This window comes from Bacillus sp. EB600 (assembly GCF_024494385.1).
In the GTDB taxonomy this organism is placed as follows: Bacteria; Bacillota; Bacilli; order Bacillales; family Cytobacillaceae; genus JAEVLT01.
The window spans coordinates 1-23,889 of sequence record NZ_JAEVLT010000043.1 but is presented as its reverse complement, the minus strand read 5'-3'; the positions used below and the strand labels follow the sequence as shown (position 1 = coordinate 23,889).

17 protein-coding genes and 6 pseudogenes are annotated in these 23,889 nt (G+C 36.2%); 16 read left to right on the top strand and 7 right to left on the bottom strand.

What is annotated here, in order from left to right; all coding sequences use genetic code 11:
• The first annotated feature begins 112 nt into the window (after positions 1 to 112).
• Both JN080_RS24780 and ystJ read left to right on the top strand, forming a co-directional pair.
• Positions 113 to 1,474 carry an MFS transporter gene (locus JN080_RS24780; RefSeq protein WP_256238639.1) on the top strand — a complete coding sequence of 454 codons (1,362 nt, stop codon included), beginning with the start codon at positions 113 to 115 and terminating at the stop codon, positions 1,472 to 1,474.
• A 549-nt stretch (positions 1,475 to 2,023) separates the two neighbouring features.
• Positions 2,024 to 3,270 (top strand): annotated as a pseudogene (gene ystJ, locus JN080_RS24775) (NADP-dependent malic enzyme).
• Between the two features lie 136 nt (positions 3,271 to 3,406).
• Here ystJ and JN080_RS24770 read toward each other — a convergent pair.
• Together JN080_RS24770 and JN080_RS24765 are read right to left on the bottom strand one after the other, a co-directional pair.
• Positions 3,407 to 3,622 (bottom strand): hypothetical protein, encoded by a 216-nt coding sequence (locus JN080_RS24770; protein WP_483861551.1) that lies wholly within the window; start codon positions 3,620 to 3,622, stop codon positions 3,407 to 3,409.
• Positions 3,623 to 3,630: 8 nt separating this feature from the next.
• Complete coding sequence (locus JN080_RS24765; protein ID WP_256238637.1) at positions 3,631 to 4,113, bottom strand: helix-turn-helix domain-containing protein; 483 nt, start codon at positions 4,111 to 4,113, stop codon at positions 3,631 to 3,633.
• Between the two features lie 398 nt (positions 4,114 to 4,511).
• On the opposite strand from JN080_RS24765, the pseudogene JN080_RS24760 reads away from it, so the two are divergent.
• The 3 genes and pseudogenes from JN080_RS24760 to JN080_RS24750 form a co-directional block, all read left to right on the top strand.
• Positions 4,512 to 4,679 (top strand): annotated as a pseudogene (locus JN080_RS24760) (YciI family protein); the annotation flags it as partial.
• A gap of 148 nt (positions 4,680 to 4,827) precedes the next feature.
• The gene (locus tag JN080_RS24755; protein WP_256238636.1) at positions 4,828 to 5,121 is read left to right on the top strand and encodes a fumarylacetoacetate hydrolase family protein; all 294 of its coding nucleotides are present in this window, start codon (positions 4,828 to 4,830) and stop codon (positions 5,119 to 5,121) included.
• Positions 5,122 to 5,329: 208 nt separating this feature from the next.
• The gene (locus JN080_RS24750) at positions 5,330 to 5,572 is read left to right on the top strand and encodes a DUF2798 domain-containing protein (protein WP_256238635.1); all 243 of its coding nucleotides are present in this window, start codon (positions 5,330 to 5,332) and stop codon (positions 5,570 to 5,572) included.
• 97 nt (positions 5,573 to 5,669) lie between these two features.
• Here the strand turns inward: JN080_RS24750 and JN080_RS24745 are convergent.
• Positions 5,670 to 5,840 (bottom strand): annotated as a pseudogene (locus JN080_RS24745) (IS4 family transposase); the annotation flags it as partial.
• Between the two features lie 91 nt (positions 5,841 to 5,931).
• Between JN080_RS24745 and JN080_RS24740 the strand changes: the two are divergent.
• Both JN080_RS24740 and JN080_RS24735 read left to right on the top strand, forming a co-directional pair.
• The gene (locus tag JN080_RS24740) at positions 5,932 to 6,858 is read left to right on the top strand and encodes a ketopantoate reductase family protein (RefSeq protein WP_256238633.1); all 927 of its coding nucleotides are present in this window, start codon (positions 5,932 to 5,934) and stop codon (positions 6,856 to 6,858) included.
• A gap of 215 nt (positions 6,859 to 7,073) precedes the next feature.
• Positions 7,074 to 7,730: pseudogene (locus tag JN080_RS24735) on the top strand (tyrosine-type recombinase/integrase); the annotation flags it as partial.
• A gap of 199 nt (positions 7,731 to 7,929) precedes the next feature.
• Here JN080_RS24735 and JN080_RS24730 read toward each other — a convergent pair.
• Positions 7,930 to 9,044, bottom strand: a pseudogene (locus tag JN080_RS24730) (GerAB/ArcD/ProY family transporter).
• A gap of 827 nt (positions 9,045 to 9,871) precedes the next feature.
• Between JN080_RS24730 and JN080_RS24725 the strand changes: the two are divergent.
• Positions 9,872 to 11,491, top strand: coding sequence for a sodium:solute symporter family protein (locus JN080_RS24725; RefSeq protein ID WP_256238632.1), 1,620 nt, complete (start codon positions 9,872 to 9,874; stop codon positions 11,489 to 11,491).
• A 67-nt stretch (positions 11,492 to 11,558) separates the two neighbouring features.
• Positions 11,559 to 11,984, top strand: a complete 426-nt coding sequence (locus JN080_RS24720; RefSeq protein WP_256238651.1) for an OsmC family protein — start codon at positions 11,559 to 11,561, stop codon at positions 11,982 to 11,984.
• A gap of 686 nt (positions 11,985 to 12,670) precedes the next feature.
• Here JN080_RS24720 and JN080_RS24715 read toward each other — a convergent pair.
• Entirely contained in the window at positions 12,671 to 13,375 is a 705-nt protein-coding gene (locus JN080_RS24715) for a FadR/GntR family transcriptional regulator (protein ID WP_256238631.1), read from the bottom strand.
• Between the two features lie 453 nt (positions 13,376 to 13,828).
• Here JN080_RS24715 and JN080_RS24710 point away from each other — a divergent pair, with 453 nt between their 5' ends.
• The 5 genes from JN080_RS24710 (at position 13,829) to JN080_RS24690 (ending at position 18,884) form a co-directional block, all read left to right on the top strand.
• Complete coding sequence (locus JN080_RS24710) at positions 13,829 to 14,665, top strand: catechol 2,3-dioxygenase (RefSeq protein WP_309144715.1); 837 nt, start codon at positions 13,829 to 13,831, stop codon at positions 14,663 to 14,665.
• A 34-nt stretch (positions 14,666 to 14,699) separates the two neighbouring features.
• Positions 14,700 to 15,038 (top strand): 2Fe-2S iron-sulfur cluster-binding protein, encoded by a 339-nt coding sequence (locus tag JN080_RS24705; protein ID WP_256238630.1) that lies wholly within the window; start codon positions 14,700 to 14,702, stop codon positions 15,036 to 15,038.
• 150 nt (positions 15,039 to 15,188) lie between these two features.
• Entirely contained in the window at positions 15,189 to 16,214 is a 1,026-nt protein-coding gene (locus JN080_RS24700) for a Gfo/Idh/MocA family protein (RefSeq protein WP_256238628.1), read from the top strand.
• A 170-nt stretch (positions 16,215 to 16,384) separates the two neighbouring features.
• Positions 16,385 to 17,359: a 2-keto-3-deoxygluconate permease gene (locus JN080_RS24695; RefSeq protein ID WP_256238627.1), complete on the top strand. Its 975-nt coding sequence runs from the start codon at positions 16,385 to 16,387 to the stop codon at positions 17,357 to 17,359.
• A 550-nt stretch (positions 17,360 to 17,909) separates the two neighbouring features.
• Positions 17,910 to 18,884 (top strand): DNA/RNA non-specific endonuclease, encoded by a 975-nt coding sequence (locus JN080_RS24690; RefSeq protein ID WP_256238626.1) that lies wholly within the window; start codon positions 17,910 to 17,912, stop codon positions 18,882 to 18,884.
• A 310-nt stretch (positions 18,885 to 19,194) separates the two neighbouring features.
• Here the strand turns inward: JN080_RS24690 and JN080_RS24685 are convergent, their stop codons facing one another.
• A complete protein-coding gene (locus JN080_RS24685; protein ID WP_256238625.1) occupies positions 19,195 to 20,670 on the bottom strand; it encodes a DHA2 family efflux MFS transporter permease subunit in 1,476 nt (491 codons plus the stop codon).
• Positions 20,671 to 20,841: 171 nt separating this feature from the next.
• On the opposite strand from JN080_RS24685, the gene JN080_RS24680 reads away from it, so the two are divergent.
• Positions 20,842 to 21,387, top strand: a complete 546-nt coding sequence (locus JN080_RS24680; protein WP_256238624.1) for a TetR/AcrR family transcriptional regulator — start codon at positions 20,842 to 20,844, stop codon at positions 21,385 to 21,387.
• Positions 21,388 to 21,591: 204 nt separating this feature from the next.
• On the opposite strand, the pseudogene JN080_RS24675 reads toward JN080_RS24680, so the two are convergent.
• Positions 21,592 to 22,814, bottom strand: a pseudogene (locus tag JN080_RS24675) (IS110 family RNA-guided transposase).
• A gap of 487 nt (positions 22,815 to 23,301) precedes the next feature.
• On the opposite strand from JN080_RS24675, the gene JN080_RS24670 reads away from it, so the two are divergent.
• Positions 23,302 to 23,502, top strand: coding sequence for a cold-shock protein (locus JN080_RS24670; protein WP_042463323.1), 201 nt, complete (start codon positions 23,302 to 23,304; stop codon positions 23,500 to 23,502).
• The last annotated feature ends 387 nt before the right edge of the window (positions 23,503 to 23,889 follow it).

Genomic DNA, 23,889 nt, shown 5'->3' with positions numbered 1-23,889 from the left:
TGTTAACTATTTATAGAATATAATGGTGGTGGTTGACTGAATTACGTTATTTTTTGCATGTAAGTAAGCGTTATTAGTTTATTATTTTAATTGTAATCAAGGAGGAGACAATTTGGCTTATATTAATACCACTGAGGTTATTGCTAAAAGTAAATTTAACCGCTTTCATTTAGGACTGCTCATATGGGGTTTCCTGCTTATTTTGTTTGATGGATATGACCTCGTCCTTTATGGGACTGTAGTACCTTTTTTAATTAATAAATGGCATCTTACGGCGGTTGAAGCAGGAGCAATGGGGAGCTATGGACTATTTGGTATGATGTTCGGTGCGATCATTTTTGGAATACTGGCTGATCGTATTGGAAGGAAAAATGTCATTGCTATTACATTATTATTTTTTAGTTTATTTACACTCTTATGTGGCTTTGCCCAAACTCCAACGCTTTTCTCTACTTTTCGCTTTTTAGCAGGCTTAGGACTTGGAGGCATTATGCCAAATGTCATCGCTTTGTTGACGGATTATGCACCTAAATCAATGAGAAGTATGATTATATCCATTATGTTATGCGGTTATTCGGTAGGGGGGATTCTTGCACCTTCTTTAGGGATCCTATTAATGCCGACATTCGGCTGGGAATCCATCTTTTGGATCGCTGGTCTTCCGTTAGTAGCTTTGCCATTAATATATAAGCAGTTACCAGAAACGGTGAGTCACCTAATCAGAACAGGCAAAAAAGAAATACTATTGACTACTCTTTCTAAGGTAAGTCCTGGAACGACTTTTAATAAAAATGATGAGATTGCAGAGTTAAAAGTATCAGAAATAAAGATTCCTATTGTTAGCTTATTTAAAAATAACCAAGCTTTAAGCACTGTCATGTTTTGGATTGCCTTTTTCAGCTGCTTGTTGATGGTTTACGGTTTGAATACTTGGCTTCCAAAATTGATGATTGAAGCAGGATATGGACTGAATTCTAGCTTAGGATTCCTCATTACACTTCAAAGTGGCGCCATTATAGGGACCCTTATTATAGGGCGACTTTGTGATAAATACGGCTCTAAAAAGATGCTTGTCCCGATGTATGCTTCAGGCGCCGTTGTCTTGACACTGCTTGGATTTGTCGGAAATACGTTCGTAATTTATGTATTAATAGCAATTGCAGGAGCGGCTACAATCGGGGCACAAAATATCGTACAAGCCTATGTATCACAGTACTATCCAGCATACATCAGATCGACAGCTTTAGGTGTGGCGTCTGGTATCGGTAGAACTGGTGGCATGCTCGGACCACTTTTGGGAGGTTTCCTTTTATCGGTTGCTTTACCAATAGAATGGAATTTTATAGCATTTGCGATTCCTGGTTTAATCGCTACGATTGCCTTAGCATTAGTGCCTGAGAGACATGCTTATTATAATAAAGTATCTAATGAAGGTGATCCGAGTTTGGAGCCTACTGAGAATAATGTTGTTTGAGTTTAACCACATAAATAACGCTATTTTTTATCCTTACTCTAGCAATTAGATGATAGTCTTGAATTACAATAAACAAAGAAAACTAGGGCAGGACTTATTCCTGTCTTTTTTTGACGTTCATTCCTCGAATCGTTTTTGTCCCTCCAAGAAGATCTTTTCGTCAAATATTTAGTTTATTGGATTTAGGCCATTACTATATAGATTTCATGCAAATTAAATCTATATCATTCATCAACTTCCTTTTCCATAGTTTACTATTTAATATTCAAAATATAAATAATATTTAGATATTATATTGACATCACTTACTCTTTGTATAATAATAGGTAACGTAATTCACCAATTATGGAAATAGTCAATTGTTTACAATTAATACCAAGGGGCATGTTTTGAACCTAAACCTAAATGAACAAACCATTTCTATAAAAGATAAACAGCAGAAAGTCTATTCCATACGTTTTTCTGGTATTAAGGAAATTTCTTAATTGCTTTCTCTAGGTACTAACAAGAAAACAAAAATTTTGTAAATAGCTAAAGGAGAAATATAAAATGTTAACTTTACGTGAAGAAGCATTAAATATGCACAAAGAAAAGCAAGGAAAGCTTGGTGTCCATTCGAAAGTTGCCGTAAGCAATGCAAAAGATTTAAGCCTTGCTTATTCGCCAGGTGTAGCAGAGCCTTGCCTAGACATTCGTGATGATGAAAGCAAAGTGTATGATTATACCATGAAAGGTAATCTTGTTGCCGTTGTATCGAATGGAACAGCTGTACTTGGTCTTGGAAATATCGGTCCGAAAGCAGCCATGCCGGTCATGGAAGGAAAAGCAATTTTATTCAAATCATTTGCCGATGTGGATGCATTTCCACTCTGCTTGGATACAACTGATCCAGATAAAATTGTCGAGGTTGTTAAATTATTGGAACCGACTTTTGGCGGAGTCAATTTAGAGGATATCGCAGCGCCACAATGCTTTGAAATTGAAGAACAATTGCGAAAAGTATGCAATATTCCTATTTTCCATGATGATCAGCATGGTACGGCTATTGTAACTGCAGCTGGGTTAATCAATGCCTGAAGCTTGCTGACAAAAAAGTGGAAGATATTCGTGTTGTGGCAAATGGGGCTGGGGCCGCAGGCGTGGCGATTGTTAAGCTGTTGCTTCATATGGGGGTCAAAGATGTCATTTTATGCGATACAAAAGGGGTGATTTATGAAGGACGCCCTATAGGAATGAATCCATTTAAAGAGGAAATGGCTCGTATCACTAATAAAGAACAAAAACAAGGTACATTGGCAGATGCGCTTGTCGGAGCGGATGTATTTGTGGGGGTGTCAGCTGCCGGTGCTGTCACAAGCGAAATGGTTCGGTCCATGAACGAGAGTTCCATCATTTTTGCCATGGCAAATCCGATACCGGAAATTATGCCCCAAGAAGCAAAAGAAGCGGGAGCACTTGTGGTAGGGACAGGCCGCTCTGATTTTCCAAATCAAGTCAATAATGTATTGGCGTTTCCTGGGATTTTCCGTGGTGCTTTAGATGTCCATGCGAAAGAAATTAATGAAGAAATGAAACTAGCAGCAGTTTATGCGATTGCCGGATTAATTTCAGATAAAGACCTTCATGCTGATTATGTGATTCCAGATCCATTTGACCGCCGAGTAGCTGCCCATGTAGCAGCAGCCGTTGCTGAAGCTGCGATGGAAACGGGTGTCTCACAAAAGCATATAAATGTAAAAGAAATTAAAAAGCGTCTATTAGAACTAGCCGAAGAAAAACAACCTATTTTTGTATAAATATATCGCAGTTAAGGAAGGTCTTATCTACTGCAATGGTTGTTCAATTAATCCTATTTTACATCAATTTGTGAATTGCCATACAGTTTATTCTTTCGAAATCCGCTTTTCTTTTCAGGTTGTTGGGAAAGTTTTCCTAACAGCTTGTTTTTGTGTCTTTTCCCTTTTTAATTATAATGGTTTTACTATGATCTTCGGTTTCATTTGTTGGTATTTTCTCGGAAAAACCTACAACTGTAACAGCACCTAAGATATTTTTTTTGTAATTTAAAACTGGAAAAGAAACGGATGATACAGAGGCAACGAGTGGTTCCCTTGCAAATGAAATTTCTTTTTCTCGAATCATCACTATTTCTGTATCTAGTTGTTGCTGTTGATCAGGGCTAAAATTTTTAATTCCCGCTTCTTTCCATTCTTGAACAACATGCTAAATATTGACGCCCAAATTGGTACCTTACTCCCTCCATTCTCAGCAACAGGGAAAGTTTTTATGGCATTCATGGATGAGCTCCCTTGAGTGATATTGAACATCTTAATTACCATCGGACCATTTTGTGTCCAGATCGAAAATAGTACAGTATTCAATGTTCTAATATTAAGTAATTCTAAATAAGGTGAAATCCGATCAAGGACATTTTCCTGATCCAGTGCAGCCATCCCATACTCAATCAATCTGCTTCCAAGAACATAGGCACCTGATTCCCTATCACGGTAGAGAATCCCTAATTGAGTAAAAGTATGAAGATATTTATATAAATTACTTTTTGTAATTTGTGTCTGTTCTTCAATTTCGGTAAATTTGCAAGGTTTTGCTTGATGTGCAATAAAATCCAAAACTCCCATTCATACTTCTAAAGATTGAATGGTTGTCCCTTTTTTAAGCTTCTCCATAAAGTCCTCCTTCTAAGAAACATCATGAATCTTGAGTGTCTTCGAATAGCATAAAAAATTCGAGAATAACAAATTAAACACTTTTATTAAAGATAATCATAATAAAATTATGCAAAAATCGGGAAACATTATTTTACAGATGTTTTTTTATTTATATTCTGAATATAATGATATTGACAATTATGTGACAACGATTTATCATATTAGAGAACATATTTTTCTAATTATGGACCCATTATAACGAATAAAAATGAGTGACATTATTGAAACAGTTTCTCGTCATAATCGAAAGGAAACCTTCATTTACAGATAACTCAATTCAAGCACACAGATAGTTTTTAAACAAATTAAGAAATGATAACGTTTTAAAAGTTTCAGGAGGATTTGAAGATCAAACTGGAGGGGCTTATGTCATTCAAACGGCTTCTATTGAAGAAGCAGCAAATATTGTGAAGCAGGATCCAATGAAGGTTGGAAATGATGCAATTTATAAAATAAAAGAATGGAACGCACAATAAATATTAATAGATAAGGGGTTATTTTACAAAGTTAAAAATTTTTTCAAGAGAAGGAACTTCACATGTTGGAACAATAGTAGATAATAAGGCTGTTGAATAAACCTTGCGTATCAAGTATTGGCTGAAGTATTTGTTCCTGTGGATATGAATGGGTTTTCTACAGGGGGATAAGGAAAGCCTTGAACCTGCAAAAAGTGCCATCGAGTATGCACTAAAAACTAGAGAAGATAAAGGACGGAAGCTTGTATTTTTAGTTAACGATGTAAAAGTAAAAGTTCCATTACCACAGCCGGGAAAAATGATTTGTGTTGGCTATTATTATCGAGAACATATTTTGAAAATGAAACATGAAATCCCGCCATTTCCTGTTGTATTTGCAAAGTTTGCGAATACTGTTATCGGACCTCAGGTCAGAATTCCATTTTCCTCAATTTCTAAGTAGTTGCACTATGAAGCTGAATTTGCCTTTCTAGTATTTTCTGTTCAATATTTAGTAGATTTTGATTATTATATTTTTCTCTGAATGGACAAAGCAAATGGACACAACAAGTTAGTAGAATAAGAATTAAGAAAGTATTGTGAAATGTCCAATAATTAAGGTTCTAATATTAAAAACAATATTGTGTTTTATTGTGAATAGGTGGGTTATTTTGAAAATTGATAAAAAATATGAACACATAGTATTTACTTTTTTTATGGCTTTAGGTATGTCCATTTTCATTTCCTTTGTATTGGTTTCAATAAATTTTGGATTTAGTAACACATTTTTTAAAATATGGTTGAGAATATGGAGTGAAGCTTTTGTTTGTGCTTTACCAGCAGCCTACTTTTTACCTAAGGGAATAAGGAAATTAATGAAAACAGTCACTTTTTTGGAAAACAAGGATTTTTAATAAACTTGTAAAGCCTACCATACCAAAAATAATTTCCAGTCTCTTTGTGAAATATTGCTAATTATAGCCAGAGAGATGTAAAGTAATATTAAATCTATTAGGTATAGACAGCACCCCATATATCAAAGACTGTTTTCTTCTCGTATCTATGAGACTTTCGCCCGTTTTTCTGTAGGAGGGCAAACAGGCGAAACAGGACATTTGATAGCTCTAGGGTGCTTTTTTGTATCAATTGAATTAATAATAAAAAGTAATCTTTGACGATATAAAATGTGGGGGCCTTTAATACAGTTGTAAAAATGGTCCTTCTTTTCCATGATAAAATAAAAAAATAAAAGATTAAGGGAGGCTTTCCAAGTATGAATATTTTGGTCCAAGGTGCAGGTGCTTTGGGAGCTTATTTTGGAGGGAGAATGTTAGAGGCAGGAGTAAATGTCTCTTTTTTTGTAAGGGAAAAACGTGCGGCTCAATTAGAAAAAGAGGGGTTGAAGTTATACAGCCCGGAAGGAAACTTTGAAAGAAAAGATGTAATGGTTTTCACATCGCCGGAACAGGTCAACAATATCGATTTGGTGATACTTGCTGTTAAAGGCTATCATCTTGAGCAAGCAATCCAGCAGGTTCAGACGATCGTACAGCAAACAGGAGTGTTTGTTCTGCCTTTGTTAAATGGTATCGAGCACTTGGAAAAACTACAGCAGGCCGTTGGGAAGGAAAAAGTGTTAGGAGGATTTGCTTCGATTATTGCTACATTAGATGAACATGGACACGTAAAACATACGAGCGGAAGCGGTATGATAAAATTTGGGGCTCTCCATCTTGGGCAATTGGAAGTTTGTGAGAAATTAGAAGAGATCAATGCCCAAGTAAAAACGAATATTTTAAGAGAACAAGAAATTTTAAAACATATGTGGAATAAATACATATTTATAACGGCATTTTCAGGAATTACCTCAGCTACGCAGCTGCCTGTAGGTTTTATAGCGAGTTCGGAAGCTACTTTCGGTGTTGCTAAAAAGGTCATCTTTGAAATGAAAAATCTTGCCGTAAAAGAAGGTATTGCCATAACCGATCAAGAAGCGGAGAGGATGGCAATTAATTTGAAAAAACTCCATAAAGACGCCACATCATCCATGCATCAGGATATGATAAAGGGGCTGCCTTTAGAAGTGGAGCATTTACAAGGAGGGGCGCTTCGTCTGGCTGCCAAACACGATTTGGCTGTCCCGGTCATTGAAACGCTGTATGGGATTTTAAAACCCTATGAAAATGGGAGACCGAATTGACGGTAATATGATGACAATAGGTAAGCTAACCCTCGGCTTAACCCGTTAGGGTTGCCTTTAAACCGTAATTTCGAATCAAGTTCCGTTTCCGTCCAAGGCATGGGAACTTATTTAGTTCAAGAAGTGATGGAACTGGTAGAGTCATTTTTCTTTCAGGTATTTTTGCATTTATTTCGACTAATCTTGGGGACCTTTTTATATACCAAAAATAAAAAATACAGCAGAATCCAATGCAAGAAATACAAGACTTAAAATCTGCAGATGAAGATTCTGAAAAGATCATGTGGCTGACGGAAGATGAGTTTGAAGATTTATTCTATATAATAAGGAAGAAACCCGTCAAAAGCAGGGGAGTGAATCCGGAAGAAAAGTATCGCCGTGATCGGGTGATTATTTATTTGCTTACTTACGCCGGATTGCGAGTGGATGAACTTTCAAATTTAAAATTAACGGACATCGATTTAGTTTTAAAACGTATTCGAATTGTCGGAAAAGGGATGAAAGTAAGAACGGTTCCTATTTCGAATACGCTAATGGCTGAAATCTAAGATTGGCTGACCTTCCGGGGAGAAAAGGCAAATCAGAAACCACATATAGAGGATTCCCCTTATGTTTTTTATAGCCAGCGATCACCAAGGTTTACGGTTCGCGGAATTCAGACGATGATCGAAAATTACAGCTTGCCAAATAAAAAACTGACTCCTCATATGTTCCGTCATAGGTTTTGCAAATGGATGCTAAAAGCGACGAATAATGATATTGAAAAAGTAAGAAGACTCGCCGGCCACAGTAACATCGCGACAACAAGTAGATACTTGAAGGATTCGTATAGTGATTTGGCAGATGCAGTGGATGCATTGCCTAACTTTTAGAAATGTATAGACTATTTTTTTACACCATCGCCTTAAGGAAATGGTGTTTTCTTCAGAAGTGAGACATTCAAATCCATTTTAGGGTAACAGCGCTAAGACTGATAAAAAGTAAAGAACGCTATCTGTCATATTCCACAAACGGGCCTTTTTCTTGAATAAGAGAATGATCTATTGAAAGTAAATCGTAGATCTAATTTATTCAATTAACTGGCTGTTTAGTCGCTTTAGAAGCAAGGTGTTTTTTTACTTTTCCAATCACTAACAATAGCAGTGGAAGAAAGACACAGATTGTTAAGGAGTACGGTGTTAATGCTATCAAAATAAACTGATGGAAGCTTACGATATTGGGATTCATAAAGATTGAAAAGGGAATAATTAAAAATGCCAATGGAAAGGTGAGAATTTTGTAGCTTTTTAAACCTAACACCTGAGCTAATCCAAGTGAAAGTGCATAATAACAAATTGTCGCCTTAAAATACAGCGTCAGCATCCATATAATGGCAACTAGGACTTCTACTCTTTGGATAAAGGTTCCAATGACGATTTTTTTCCCTAACATATACGACGGATAGGATTGTCTTGCAGTCATATTGGCACCTAAAACTAAAATGCTCAAGGTAAACAAAATCGTGATGAAGACGGCTCCAATTAAAAATCCTTTATAAAAGGATTTTTTCATTTCTGTTTTGTTCGTAACATACGGCATGACCATGAGTAAAATGCCAAGCTGTAGAGGGTTTCCCCAATTTACGTATGAACCCTTTAAAATGGGTTTCAGACCTTCTCCGAAAATAGGCTGAATATATTCCATCTCTATTTGAGGAATCAGAAACAAGAATAATATAAAAAGCAGCATGACAATCCATGGAAAAAATATTACTGCCGAACGACAGTTCACTTCTAATCCTAACCACACACCAACTAAGCATGTAAACGCAAATATAATCATAATTATTGCAAGGGTGTTTCAACCAATATTTCCGTAGTAAAAAAATCCTCGATATCCCGAACTTGTCCGCAAGTAATATGAAAAATATAAAAAAGGTAGAGAATGGATGCGATTTTGCTCACCCATTTTCCATATATCTTTTCATTATTCTCAACATACGTCATGGATGGATAAAGGGCAGATACCTTGTTAAAAACGAAAATAAAAAATAAAGAAATTAAAGTTGTCAAGATAGCCGTAATCCAAGCATCCTGTTTAGCTGCTTTTGCAACTGGAGCGGGAGCAACAAGTATCGCACTTCCGATTGTAAAGACAGTTACTAATATGAGAAATTCACCGGCGTTAACTTTTCCTTTTTCGAGCATAATTTCCTCCAATAATTCCGGATATACTGAGTATCCCAATAAATTCCTATATTTATGACTACACTAAGAAATGATGGAGAAGGTTCAGCAGTATAAAAAGGAGCTTCAATCGAGGATTCTTTTTGTGTGTATAAGTAGCACGTATTCTATAGGGTGATGCTTTTCTTATTCAATAATCGGGCCATTATCTACAGTATCAGCTCAAAAAAGTTGAAAGAATGCACCTTTTATCATTGATTACATGTAGTCATAGATACACGTATTATGGGCTTGACTTGAGCCCCTGTAGTTATAATTGATCCTGAAGGCTGTAGCAGGTTTTCCATCAGGCAACGAGCCTATCTATCACACCTACCGCGCTTTCGCTTGCTGTCCTGGAAGTGTAGTCTGGAAGAAGTACACTTCCACACTAAACTTCAAGGTATTTTCTTTCTCCTGCTGCCCAAGTCCATTTTCCATACCTTTGAATGCGTTGAATACTATAAAAAATAACTGTAGATAATGTTTCCACAAAGTTAGAAATCTGGTCATTTTTGTATCATTCCATACGTAAATGCGGTAGAAAAACATACTGTAGATAAGGGCGCTTTTCTTGAATAACAACCTCATTTTGTTAGTTTTAGAACGGCTAACAGAATAAGGTTGTTTTTTAAAATTAAATAACATTTCAAATATGCTTTTGTAATTTTTTTGAAATAATGATTAATGGATTGTTGACATAATATTTAAAGTATTATATGTTATTTAAATAATAAAAGCCTAGTAATTTGATGGGTATATATATATTTTATTTCAGACTATCTTTTATTCAAAAGGAGAGGGACTATTTGGGGGAGTATGGAATATGGATATTGGCGCTTGCAGTTGGCTATACATTATTGCTTATTATCGCCGGCCAGTTAGCAAAGCGTAAAATTAATAAGAAGGATAGCTACTTTGTAGCAGGCAGAAATTTCAACAAATGGATGGTGGCTTTTTGTATCACCGGATTGTTTTCCGGATCAACCTATATATCAATTTTAGAATTATCCTATTTGTCAGGAATTTCCGCTATATGGTATGGAGTCGCAGAAATGGTTCAAATCTTTATTATTGGTTTTTTAATTATACGTTCATTTCGTAAGAAAATGATGGTTACCGTAACTGGTTTAATTGGTGAAAAGTATGGACGTACATCTTTAGGAATCTCCAGTTTGATTACTGCGTTTGCTTTCCCGATGTGGTCTGTTGCAACAGCTATTGCCTTTGCCTCAGCTATTCATGTTTTCACAGGAATATCTTTGACACTTTCCGTGGCAATAACAGCTATCTTATTATTCATTTATTTGCAGGGGGGAGGCATGTGGTCCATCGCATTTACACAAACGATTAATATTTTTCTATTTGCAGCTATGTTTATCATTGGGCTCACTGCCTTCTTTATTAATCCAGGGATTGAAGGGCTTCTGACATTTGCGCATGACAAACCAGCGATGTTTGAGATGGATGGTGTTGGTTTACAAGTAATTGTTGCTTGGTTTGGTACCTTTCTGGTAAATGTTATTCTTGCACAGGCAGCATTTCAGATGGCACTTTCCTCCAAAACCCCGGAGGAAGGCCAAAAGGGGATGATCATAGCAGGATTTATGGCTATTCCATTTATTGTCTGTGGTTCCTTATTTGGAATTGCTGCTGCAGTAGTTATACCAAATGCCCAAGGAGGTTTAATTGCCATTCCGCAATATTTAATGGAAATATTGCCTGCACCTCTTGTAGGTTTGTTTTTCTTAGGTGTATGGGCGTGTGCACTTGGCTGGGGAGCTCCTTGTCAATTTTCAGGAGCAACCAGTCTTGGACGGGACTTTGGACGAGCTGTACAACCGAAAGCTACAGAAGAACAGCTTGTTAAATATACTAAAATTTCATTGCTAATTCTAACCGTATTAATGATTGTATTTGGCATGCTTCGTACAGAACAATCCGCATGGTGGAATGTTTTAGCTTGGACGATCCGCAATAGTGCAACATTTGCACCGGTATTAGCAGCACTATTCTGGCCAGTGGTTACAAAAAAAGCTGTCATTGCTTCATTATTGACAGGTTTTTTAAGCGGATTAATATGGTATTATCTGGGGGACTGGAAACCTGCTACGTTTTATTTGAACATTCATCCTGTCTGGGTGGGAAGTTCTATTAATATACTGACAATAACGATTGTTACACTATTGGATAAAAAAGCTGAATGGGTGATCCAATTAGGGAAATCTGCTTCTTATTTCTACATTAGCTTAGGAGCAGGAATTATATTAACCGGTTTGAACATTGTTTACTTTGATTTGTTCTATCAAAATGGATTAACCGGATTATTCGGATTTGCGGCAATCATGTCCTTCTTTATAGCGAACATTCAAATTGTTAGACCTGTTCATGAAAAAGCACACTTGTTATCAAATATTACTAATATATAGAAATACGGATCCAGCACGATAGTAGTTTGGAAATTACAATAACAAAATGAAAGGATTAGATGGATTGATGGAAGCCACATTAAATTGGTCAGGAAATGTAGCATTTTCAGGGGCAGCCTCCTCTGGGCATGAAATTAAAATAGATGGTGCTGAAAAGATCGGAGGACAGAATTCCGGTGTAAGACCAATGGAACTCCTTTTATATTCAGTTGCAGGTTGTACTGGAATTAATGTTATTTGGATTTTGAAAAAAATGCGTTTAGAACCAACCTCTTTCCATATGGAATTGAAAGGAGATCGTACGGAAGAGCCTCCCAATAATTTTATAAACATCCATATACACTATGCATTCGAAGGAGAACTGCCTAAACAAAAGGTGGCACGAGCCATCCAATTAGCTAATGATAAATACTGTTCAGTTACACATTCATTAAATACAAAAATTACAGTAAGTTATTCAATTAATGGAGTTCAAGAAACTAAAAGCATGTAAGCTTATAAAAAGGTGCCCATATTCCAATTGTTATTTTTAAGTTGGATAGGGCACTTTTTTCTTACGGATCATTTTGAACCATCCGTCCAGCCAATGATACTTTTTTCATTTCCTCTATGATTACATTATCTAAGGGGGAATAGCGAACAGTAGACCATACTGAGCGAAAACAATAGGGGACCCTATCAGTGCAAAAAGCAAGTATCAAAAAGTCTGGACCTCGTCTTTTTGGTCAAAATGGATGACGCACGTATTCACTTTAAAGCCTTTGGTGATAAATGTCAGATAAACTCAATCTTTGTTTTCAGGGGTTCAGAGCAAAATACGCGAATTTTGTACGTTAAGAAAATTCAAATTAGAGCGGTTTTTTTGTAAAAGAAAGTATGCCGGGTAATTCCCGGCTTGTCTTACTAGTGAATGTACTCTAAGGCCTTTCTTTAATAATGTTTTCAAAGTTTATTTTTATTCTCATACTCTCTCTCAATTTTCTTCATTTCTTACACGAAAGGGGTTCGAAAATTAACTTTTCAAGGGGCAAATAAAGTTTTCGTTATAACAATATCTTTGTTAGCAGTCTAGTTCAACGGGGAAGGGAGGTTTGATGAGGAGGAAGTCATTAGGCGAACACCCTGCTCTCATCTATAAATAGGTTGTATTCTATAAGATGTAAAACAATTCCTCTATTATTATTTTCCCCTTAACATTTTCCCCGCAAAATGATCAAGGTGCTCTGCCATTTTTAGTTGAGCTAATAATGGATTTTGTTCAACTACTGCTTGATAAATCTGACGATGTTCTTTGAGAACATTCTGTGCTAAAACTGGACTATTGAAAGTAATTCTACGTATTTCCTCCATCGCCTTATCCATTGGTTCAGAAATGGATTCTAATAGCCTTGCCATAATAGAATTATGGGTAGACTGTGCTAAAGTTTGGTGGAAAAGCATGTCCAATTTCTTACTTTCTTTTTCATTTGTTATATTTAATTCCATCATGTTTAAATTTCTCTCTAATTTCTTCAGATCTTCTTCTGTTCTCTTTTGAGCGGCTAATCGAGCAATAGATAATTCGAGTGATTCACGAGCTTCCATTAGTTCCAAGATCATTTCTTCACTAATTAACATTTTTTGAAAATCGGGAAGTTCTATATCTTCAGAATTAAATTTTTTAATGTAACTTCCCTCTCCTTGACGAGTTTCAATAAACCCCATTAGTTCCAGAGCGCTTAAGGCTTCTCTTACTGTTGATCTCCCTACTTGATACATCTCACATAATTCTTTGCTGCTAGGCAATCGCTCTCCAGGTTTCAGAGCGCCACTGATTATTTGTTGTTTAATCTGTTCAGCGATCACTTCATAAACTTTTTGTCTATTTATTTTAGTCGCTTTCATTATTTTATCTCCTTTAATAGTTTGAATTTATATAGAAAAATGGATATTTTTAGCTCCGCAGAAAATCTTATCTATCAATATTAAAAATTGAAATTTACACAAAAGAAAAATTATTCAGAATATTTTGTAGACAAGTAGAATGTCATTTGCTAATATATGTCTTGTAAGGGATCATATGATAGAAAAAAGATTAATATCCTATTGAATCTTCTATTCTTTTCCGGAGAGGTGAGTGCCTAAAGATTCACTCATTTTATCGATATGATAACTTGTCTGATAATATGATAACTGATATTTTTTTCGAATGTAAGCATTTTTTGATAACAATTTATCAATGGAATACGAATAGCATAAAGTATTCGTTAGGGGGAAAAGTATGCCTAGAATTATGCGTCTCGGCCGGGTAGAACTAAAGGTTCTAGACTTGAGAAATCAGTAGAATACTATACAAAGATTATTGGCTTAGAAGAAACGGGGCGTTATGTGGATAGCGTTTATTTTAAGGCATGGGATGAATACGATCACCACAGTTTAATTTTAACAAAATCCAACTCTGCTGGATTGGCCCATTTAGCTTTTAAAGTAGAGACTTTAGAAGATTTAGCTTATTACGAAAAGAAGGTTGAAGAATTCGGCTGTACTACAACACGAATTTCAAATGGTATTAGGTTGGCTGAAGGAGAAGCGGTTCATTTTATTTTGCCGACAGGACATCATTGTGAACTGTATCATGAAATTGAATTGCTTGGAACAACTGTAGGATCTTTAAACCCTCACCCTTGGCCATTAGGGGCAAAAGGAATTGCACCGCATCGTCTGGATCATTGTCTATTAACAGGTGACGACTTAAAAACAGTCACGAGATTCTTTATTGAAGCCCTTAACTTCAGACAAAGTGAAAGAATTACAGCGGTAAACGGTGAAGAGTTATTAGGAAGCTTTTTGTTTACGTCTAATAAAGCACATGATTTAGCATTTGTGAAAGGTCCAGACGCTAAACTCCACCATGCTGCATTCCATGTTGATTCCCTTCACGATGTTTTTAAAGCAGCCGACCTTTTATCGATGTATGAAGTTCCATTTGATGTCACACCAACACGCCATGGAATTACAAGAGGAGAAACGATTTACTTCTTTGACCCATCCGGAAACCGAAATGAAGCATTTGCGAATGGATACATGGCCTTTGCAGATATGCCAACGATTACTTGGACAGAAGATAAGATTGGACAAGGTATATTCTATCATCGCCGAGAACTATCTGCATCTTTCATGAAAGCGCCAACTTAATCTATATAAAGGCCATTCAAAAGGGAGTGATATTATGTTTAAAGTGACACTTAAAGCAAGAGGGCAGCAGTTTGAGTATACTTGTTTATCGAATGTAACACCGCTAAGGGCTGCTCGTGACGCGTTTATTCCAATTCCTACATGGTGCCAACAAGGCGGATGCGGCCTGTGTAAAGTAAAAGTGCTCGATGGTGAATATGCCCAAGGATTAGTTCGTTCATATGATGCATTATCTGATGAAGAATTAGCGAGTGGTTATGCATTAGCTTGCTGTATGTCAGCAAAAAGCGATCTTGAAATCATTACTGTAGAGGATTATAAGAAACTACTAAGTAGTGATTCTAATACATCAAGAATGACGGAGGCGAAGTAATTTTTTCAGAAGCTATGCCTAAATTTTTGTAAAACTTTAGAATTAAGTACGAACTCTATTTTCTGAATAGTGTGTTTTTTCAACATGTCTGATAACATGATAAGTAAGATAAATGCAATGTTTCATTTAAAAATAAGGAGATGTTTAAAAATGAGTAAACTAAAAATAGCTATTATTGGATTAGGAAGAATCGCACGTACACATATTGATTCCATCAATAATTGGCCTGAATTATGTGAACTAACTGCTGTTGTTGACATAAAGGAAGAGTTGGCCAAGGCATATTCCGAAGAATTCAATGTTCCTTTTTACACTTCAATTGAAGATTCTTTAAACGATCCAAATATCGATGCAGTAATCATTTGTTTACCTCATAATTTGCATGAGCCAATTTCTGTACAAGCCAGCAATGCAGGTAAGCATGTCTTGGTAGAAAAAGTAATGGCGACATCTGTTACGGAAGGTCTATCGATGGTTGAAGCGGCTAAACGGAATAATAAAAAACTAATGGTTGCACAAAGTCGAAGATATTTCCAAGCATTCCATGAAGCTAGAAAATATTTTGATAAAATAGGAAAAATCACGAACTCCCTATACAACTTTACATGCTTCTTTGATAAAAATGTTGCTCCGCCTTGGTGGCAGTCAAAAGAAGCTACAGGTGGATTAGCCTATCCAATGCTTGGCTCACATGCGATTGATATTACTCTATGGATGATGGATGATCGTGAACCGGTATCAGTACTAGCTCAAGGAACTTCAAACAATCCTGATTTCGAGGGAGATGACGATCTTACGATTATCATTGGATTTAACGATGGAACTCAAGCAACATGTTTCTTAGGAATTAATAATAGCTATCCAATTCATGAAGGGAATATTATTGGGAAAAAAGGTACGATCAAGTGGAGTCAAACAGGTGATCATGTAGGGCTAATTGGAACAGCGGATACCGATCTTTATGTTAATGGGGAAAAAATCATATCAGGGCCATCTAATCCTCACAATTTTGCTATCCAAATGAAAGAGTTTGTTGATTCCATTATTGAAGATCGAGAACCTCTTACATCTGGTGAGAAGATTATCACCCAACTTAAAATTATTGAAGCAGCTCAAAAGTCTGCTGTAGAAAAGCGTGTCATTATGTTAGAAGACTCTATGTCTGCTGTAAACTAATTTTAATGAGCTAATATAAGTAATGCCCACCTCTGGTTATGTCCATCCCAAATCTTACTTTGGGGTTGGACGTAACTAGAATAACCATATTACGAGTTTTACTTATTGTATCTAAACTAGTCTAGATGAATTTAGGATCAACAAATGAATGTAGAAACGGGAGGGCTATTATGAAAATTTTTGAGCGTGTCCAGAAAATACCGGGGGGAATCATGATTATCCCTTTGTTTATCGGTGCCATTGTTAATACATTCTTTCCACAGATTATTAATATTGGCGGTTTCACTCAATCGCTGGGTGCCCAAGGATTTCCAACACTTATTGCCGCGTATCTTTTTTGTGTAGGAACGAAAATGACCCTAAAAGGGACTCCTGTTATGCTAAAAAAAGGTTTTTCTATTATGTTTGCAAAAGTGGCCATAGCTACTATAATTGCACTGGCGATTGCAAAACTATTTCATGGTGACCTTTGGGGATTATCAGCATTGCCTGTTCTTGCAGCAATGAACGATACCAATGGTGGTTTGTTTATAGCATTAACCAGTAGTATGGGTGATGAAAATGATACAGGTTCCTATATTGTACAAAGTATTGAAACAGGACCTTTTCTAACGATGCTGGTACTGGCAGGTGCTGGATTGGCAGTTATTCCATATATGTCTATGGTTTCCGTTGTTATTCCTATTGTTTTAGGAGCGATTTTAGGGAATTTGGATAAAGACATTCGTGCATTTTGCACGAAACATCAAGATGTATTTTTTCCGTTTTTCGGTTTCGCATTGGGAAATACGATTAACCTAAAATCCGTGGTATCCTCGGGGTGGAGTGGAATACTTCTAGGATTTTTAACTGTGTTCATGACGAGTGCAGTGTGTATGATTGCCGACAGATTGACTGGTGGTAATGGAATTGCTGGAGCTGCGGCATCGGGGACCGCAGGAAATGCGGTAGCTACTCCGAAAGCGATTGCAATGGCTGATCCAACGTTTGCGGCTATTGCCCCTCTTGCAACGCTTCAAGTAGCAGCTTCAGTTATTGTTTCTGTAATTTTAACCCCTTTGCTTACAACATTCGTATATAAACGTATAAAAAAGAAAAGGGAGAAACAGCTTGAGTTAGAAAAACCGGAAATACTCAGTAGCTAAACAAAACTATACAAGTGACCGCCTTAAAATAGATTGATTACGGATTTACCGAGGAAGTTAAAGAGTATTTTTATAAGAACAGTATTATGTTCAGTGAACGGGTGCTTGTGTTTAATATCTAAAAATATCAATAAGCTGAAAATATGCAAGTTTTTATTCTTCTCTTGCGTATTCTCGGTTTTTTTAATTGTCAAATAGATCCATACGGTGTTATTTGATCATTACATTGGTAATGGAAAAGAAATCAAGATCAATGATGGATTGAAGTTCATCCTGAATTTGTATTGTGTTATTTAGTGGGTCGATTTTCTTTACATACCCAACGCGTGGTAAGTAAAAAGGGAGTCTTCCTCCAGTCTTATGAGTTTGTGTGGTGCTTACTCAATTCGACATTTTGGAGAGGTACTCCTTTTTCTATTCTTTAAAAGCCTTGAGCCCGGAGGGCTCAAAAATATTAAATTGATTCAAATATTGTAAAGTAATTCAAATATTGTAAAGTAATTCAAATATTGTAAAGTAATTCTAATTCAATTATAAAAAGAGGTGCAATATGCAACAAAAGTGGTATCGACAATCATGGGGAATTATTTTATTACTCCTTTCACTACTAATTGTATTTACTGGTTGTTCACAACAAAATAATACAGAAAGCAAAATAAATGAAAAGAAAACAACCACTGTTGAAAGCAAAAAAAGTACACCTGACAATGAGACCGAAAAAACGACGAGTGAAAGTGTTCCTGCCACTAGTGCACCAGCGATAACAAGTGTTAATGGTGACTTTGACTACAGCAAATATACACTAATTGCAGTAGATGGCGGAAATATGTCAGGATATAGAAAGCCGAATGTCCGAGTTGATATTGGGTTTGGCGAAAGGGAATATTGGGCTTTTACAAATGAATACGGACAACTAATTCGTGTTGAGGCAAAAAATATAACACTCCAAAATCCGAATACGGAACGTGTTTTATCGTCTGGGAGATATTATTCTGATGAAGCAAATGTTCCCGGTACAGAGAGGCAAGAATTCGATAAAGGGCATGTGATTGCTGACTCACTTGGGGGAGTATCTAACGCCTATAACATTACACCTCAAGACAGCATTCTCAATAGGCACGGCGATCAAGCTTATATGGAAAAAGTGATTCGAGATGCAGGAGGTTGTACTGATTTCGTAGCAGTTATTTCATATCCAAATACTCAGACGCAAATTCCTAACCATTATAAATTCACATACAAAATTCAGGGCAGATCCATTACAGATGAATTTGACAATGTAAACCCAGATGAAGTGAATAAAAATTTAGGGAAAACGACAGGTACGAGTAGTACGCCACCAACGCCACCGGCAAACGCAACGGTAAGTAGCAATGAAGATCTTAGTAAGGTGGATACCAATCATAATGGAAAGGTTACGATCGCTGAAGCCAAAGCTGCTGGCTTTAAAATGCCAATTACGCGCGATTCATGGCTCTATAAATATATGGACGACCGAGATGGTGATGGAGTAGTAGGTGAATAGACAAATCGGATATTTATACACATGTAACAAGATGGGATGGCTGCGGTGATCCCATTTTCTTATTGTGCTAAAGAAGCAGGTTAGTCGAGGAAGGTAGTGCATATATTAATTCAAAAAAGATAAAATTAGGATGAAAGTGAAAGAGCTGAGTACAAGTGTTTCACCTTCAGGTGAATAAAGTTATTTATAAGCTTAGTCATCTATTCAGGGAATAATCATGTGAAACTGCAAAGTAAAAAATTAAAGCATATCTGACAAATCTCAGATATGCTTTCGTTTTGATCATAATGTAAATATATCTGTTATCTGATTAACTTTCGCTTTGTTGTATAACAGTTTTTTTACCCTTGTTTTTTTGTTTTCCTGTTTTTTTAGCAGGCATAAAGAAGGTAACAATTAACGCCACAAAAGATAAAACTAACATAAATAAATAGGCATCACTTGAACCAAAGATCGATGCTAACTTCGCTAGTTGCACAGCTGAAATGTTTACATTTTCAATAGATAACTCAGAAGCATGTGAAGTTGATTGAATTGTATAAACTGTGATGACAACTGCTGTTCCAATAGCACCTGCTAATTGACGAACAGTATTATTTACAGCTGAACCATGTGAACCTAATTCTCTTGGTAAAGCATTCAACCCTGCTGTATTTAAAGGCATAGTAATAAAGCTTAATCCAATACGTAAAATGCAGGTGCGAACCAATAAATACATATAGCTTGTGGATTCGGTTAGATCTATTACTCCCCACATGGAAATAATGATAAATAATAAACCTGTAATAAAGAGTGGTCTAGCACCGTATTTATCATACATTCTACCAGTGACTGGTGATAAGAAGGCATTTATCACAGCTCCAGGTAATAAAAGAAAGCCTGCCTCTAAAGCTGTAAAACCTCGTCCATTCTGTAAGTAGAGGGGTAAAAGGATTAAATCCGCATACATAATCATCGTAATTAAAATATTAATGAACGATGTGAGAGTGAAAATTTTATACTTAAATACAGATAAATTTAATAATGGATCGTTGGATTTTATTTGACGTAAACAGAATAGAGTCGTAACGATAGCTCCGACAATAATTGTTGTTATAACAATGGAATCATCCCATCCCTTGCTTCCTGCACTACTAAATCCAAATAAAATACTTCCAAAACCAATCGTTGATAAAATGACACTTGCGATGTCTAATTTCGCTTTTGCTGTTTCTGCAACATTCATTAAATATTTGAACGCAAGAACAATGACGATTAATAGAAATGGGGCTAATCCAATAAATAGCCATCTCCATGATACATATTCAAGAATAAAACCAGATAATGTAGGAGCGATGGCTGGTGCAAAGATTATTGCAAAGCCAATTGTTCCCATAATACCTCCACGCTTTTCGCTAGAATATAAATATAAAACAACGGTCATCAATAGTGGGATAATAATTCCAGCCCCAATGGCTTGAATCATTCTTCCCGTTAACAGTATGCCAAAATTCGTAGCACATGCACAAAGTACAGACCCGATTAATAAAAAGAACATCGAGCTAATAAATAACTGCCTTGTTGAAAATTGTTTCATTAAAAAAGCCGTAATCGTCACTAAAACGCCGTTTACTAGCATATAGCCTGTTGATAACCATTGTACAATTGCGGCTTTTACATCAAATATGTCCATGAAACTACTCAATGCAACATTTAATAGAGTTTGATTTAAGGTTGATAAAAAACAGCCTGCAATCAGAATAATTAATATTATTTTTTTACTTTTTTCTGTGATTTCCTTATTCATTCATAAACCCCTTTATTCTATACTTGATTTCTCAACATTGTGTCGATAAAATCCATAATAACAAAACTATATGTTCCTGACCATAAACAGTTTTTTTTAAACTGTTCACTAATCAACATAGAATATATATCATGATGAGAAAGTCAAAAAAAATCGATAAAGGAGTTTAAAATGTCTATAAAAAAAGAAGATCCTCGTACAATTCGTTCAAGAGAAATGTTTAAAAATGCTGTCTTTTCGCTTCTTTCAGAGGACTCCACTATTTCAAATTTAACTGTTCAGAAGGTCGCAGCCAAAGCAGGATTAAATCGGACAACATTTTACTTACATTATCAGGATATTCAAGATTTACTAACGCAAATCACCGATGAGATATTACATGAGCTTTCTGATAGAATTGTTGATTTAATACAAGCAAAAGATTTATCAGAAAAACAACAGCTAACACAATTGCTCGATTATTTATATATCCATCGAAATTATTTACTTATTTTATTTAAAATGAATCAATTTGAGGAGCAATTGTTTTTTTTATTAAAGCAATTACTAGAAACAAGAAGGAAGAATACCAAGGCGGATTTACCTGCTAATTATGTTGCGATTGATATTAAAACAGCCTCATTGGTAGGTATCATCATGTGGTGGATAAGGAAGGGACTTCATTTTAGTTCAGATTATATAGCAAATCAAATTTATTTAATGTACAAAGTGCAATGATTTCTAAATCATTTTTCAATCTTTTAAAGAAATGCCTAGGAGTAAATATTTTTAGTATTGTGAAGAAATATACTTAAACTACCATGAAAATTAACTTCTTTAACATTGGGAAAATGGCATTACTAAAGAAGACGCAGCCCATTCATTTTTTTTAAAAGGGGAGAGCGCCAGATTCATTGATCTATGGTTTAGAAAGTGACTGGATTAAGATGCTTTAGGTTCTTCTAACGTAACGGTGTATCCTAAACTTTCGAGTCGTCTCAGTGAATGCCGAACGATAGATTGTTGTCTCTGCTTATCAAAGTAGTCTTCGCCTAAGTCTATATACATTTCTTTTCGGGTTAAGAGATAATAAGAGATACGTAACATTGCGTGAGCGACTACAATACCAGCACGTTTCTTACCCTTTCGGGATGCTGTACGTCTATACAGTGCTCCGAGATAGTTTTTGGATCCTCTTACTGAATGAGCTGCTTCTGTTAACGCCGATCTTAAATACTTATTTCCTTTTTTAGTTTTGGCTGATTTTCTTTTTCCAGCACTTTCATTTTGCCCAGGAACTAATCCTGCCCAAGAACACATATGAGCTGCAGTGGAGAATTGTTTCTTCACATCAGTCCCAATTCAGATAGAATTTGCTCAGCCACTCTGGTTGCTATACCGGGAATCGAATCCAATCGTGATACATCTTCTTGATGGGAGCTGACTCTGTCCGCAACTTCCTTATCAAGCATCTCGATTTGCTCAGTAAGAAAATCAATATGACCTAAAATGGTCTTTAACATGAGGCGTTGATGTGAATTGATATAGCCTTTTAGGGCGAGTTCCAGCTCTTCTTTCTTCTTCTTCATGCTGCGTCGAGCGAAGTTTGCTAGTTTTTCAGGGTCCTCTTCACCATTGGCAATGGCATCAAGCATATCTCGTGCTGAAACACCCAACACATCTGAAACCACAGATCCCAACTTAATGTTCGCGCCTTCTAACACTTTTTGGATTCGATTATGTTGCCTGGCACGCTCCTCGATAATACTTCGACGATATCGAACGAGTTCACGCAATTCACGTTGATTTCGGTCAGGGATATAACTGGCTTTAAGAAGTCCATGGCGAAGAAGTTTGGCGATCCATTCTGCATCCTTCGCATCTGTCTTTCGTCCTGGAACAGCCTTCATATGTTGGGCATTCACCACTAAAAACTCGATATCCTCAGCTTCTAGTAAATTCACAATAGGCTTCCAATAAACACTCGTACTTTCCATGGCTACATGGGTACAATTATGTTGTTTAATCGAGTCAACCAACTGTAATAGAAATACAGTTTTAGTAGAGAACGTTTGAATCTCCTTTCCTTCAGGTGTCAAAATACAGGCAGTAATATTGTCCTTATGAACATCCATACCGCATGCTCTTTCAATGACTACATCCATTGAAAACATCCTTTCTACCGCGATCATTATAATTAGAGGCTGGTGCAACAACCAGAATAGGATTAATCTACCATGCGTGCTTCCCGTAAGGGAGCGACAGTCAGTGGTGCACCGTGGTCGGTGGAGTCAGACTAACGGATGGGCTCTAACGCGCGACCTTCCTCTCCCAGCCGTAGAATCAGTATTGACGGTTCGTGACCATTTTCATTCTCTGTGGTGAAGCGCTGATTTTTGCGCTTCATGACTAACAGGTGCTTTACTTGAATAAGAACAATATAAGAATCTAAAACCATGTGTAAAATTTGAGAGTGGCAAAAATGGTTGTATTTATGTTTTCTTGCAAATACTTTTATACAATGTTAAACTTTAGAAGAATTATTTTTGTTCGGTGTTAAGGATAGTATAAGATTAACTTTTCGTCTTGATGATCACTGAGTGCAAGGATAGTAACACATTGTGTGCAAAGCACACAGCAGGAGGAAACAAAATGGAACAAGGTAAAGTAAAATGGTTTAACGCAGAAAAAGGTTTCGGATTTATCGAGCGTGAAGGCGGAGAAGACGTATTCGTTCATTTCTCAGCGATCCAAGGCGAAGGTTTCAAATCTTTAGACGAAGGTCAAACAGTTACTTTTGACGTTGAGCAAGGTCAACGTGGAGCTCAAGCAGCTAACGTGCGTAAAGCTTAATAATTAAGAACAAAATAAACAGGCTCTACATGGAGTCTGTTTTTTATTTTTTCTTTTAAAACAAGGAGCCCCACTCACGAATGAGTAGGGCACATGTAAACAAGTAAATCAAATGGTAAATAAAGAGTATCACATAATCAAAAATTCTCCTAATTATCTTTTAATAAAAATTTTAAAGTGCTTTTGTTGAGAGTGGCTAAAATTGTCACTCTTTTTTTGTGTATGCTAGGTGGATATATCAAGAGTAACATATTTTATTTCATAGTGAGGCGATTTTTAATGGAAAGAAGAACAAGGTATCATGTAACAATCATGGGGAATGGTCAGGAAGAACAGGCTGTCGTAATAGCTATTCTCCAGAACAAATGAAAAGTTTAGTTTGCAAAC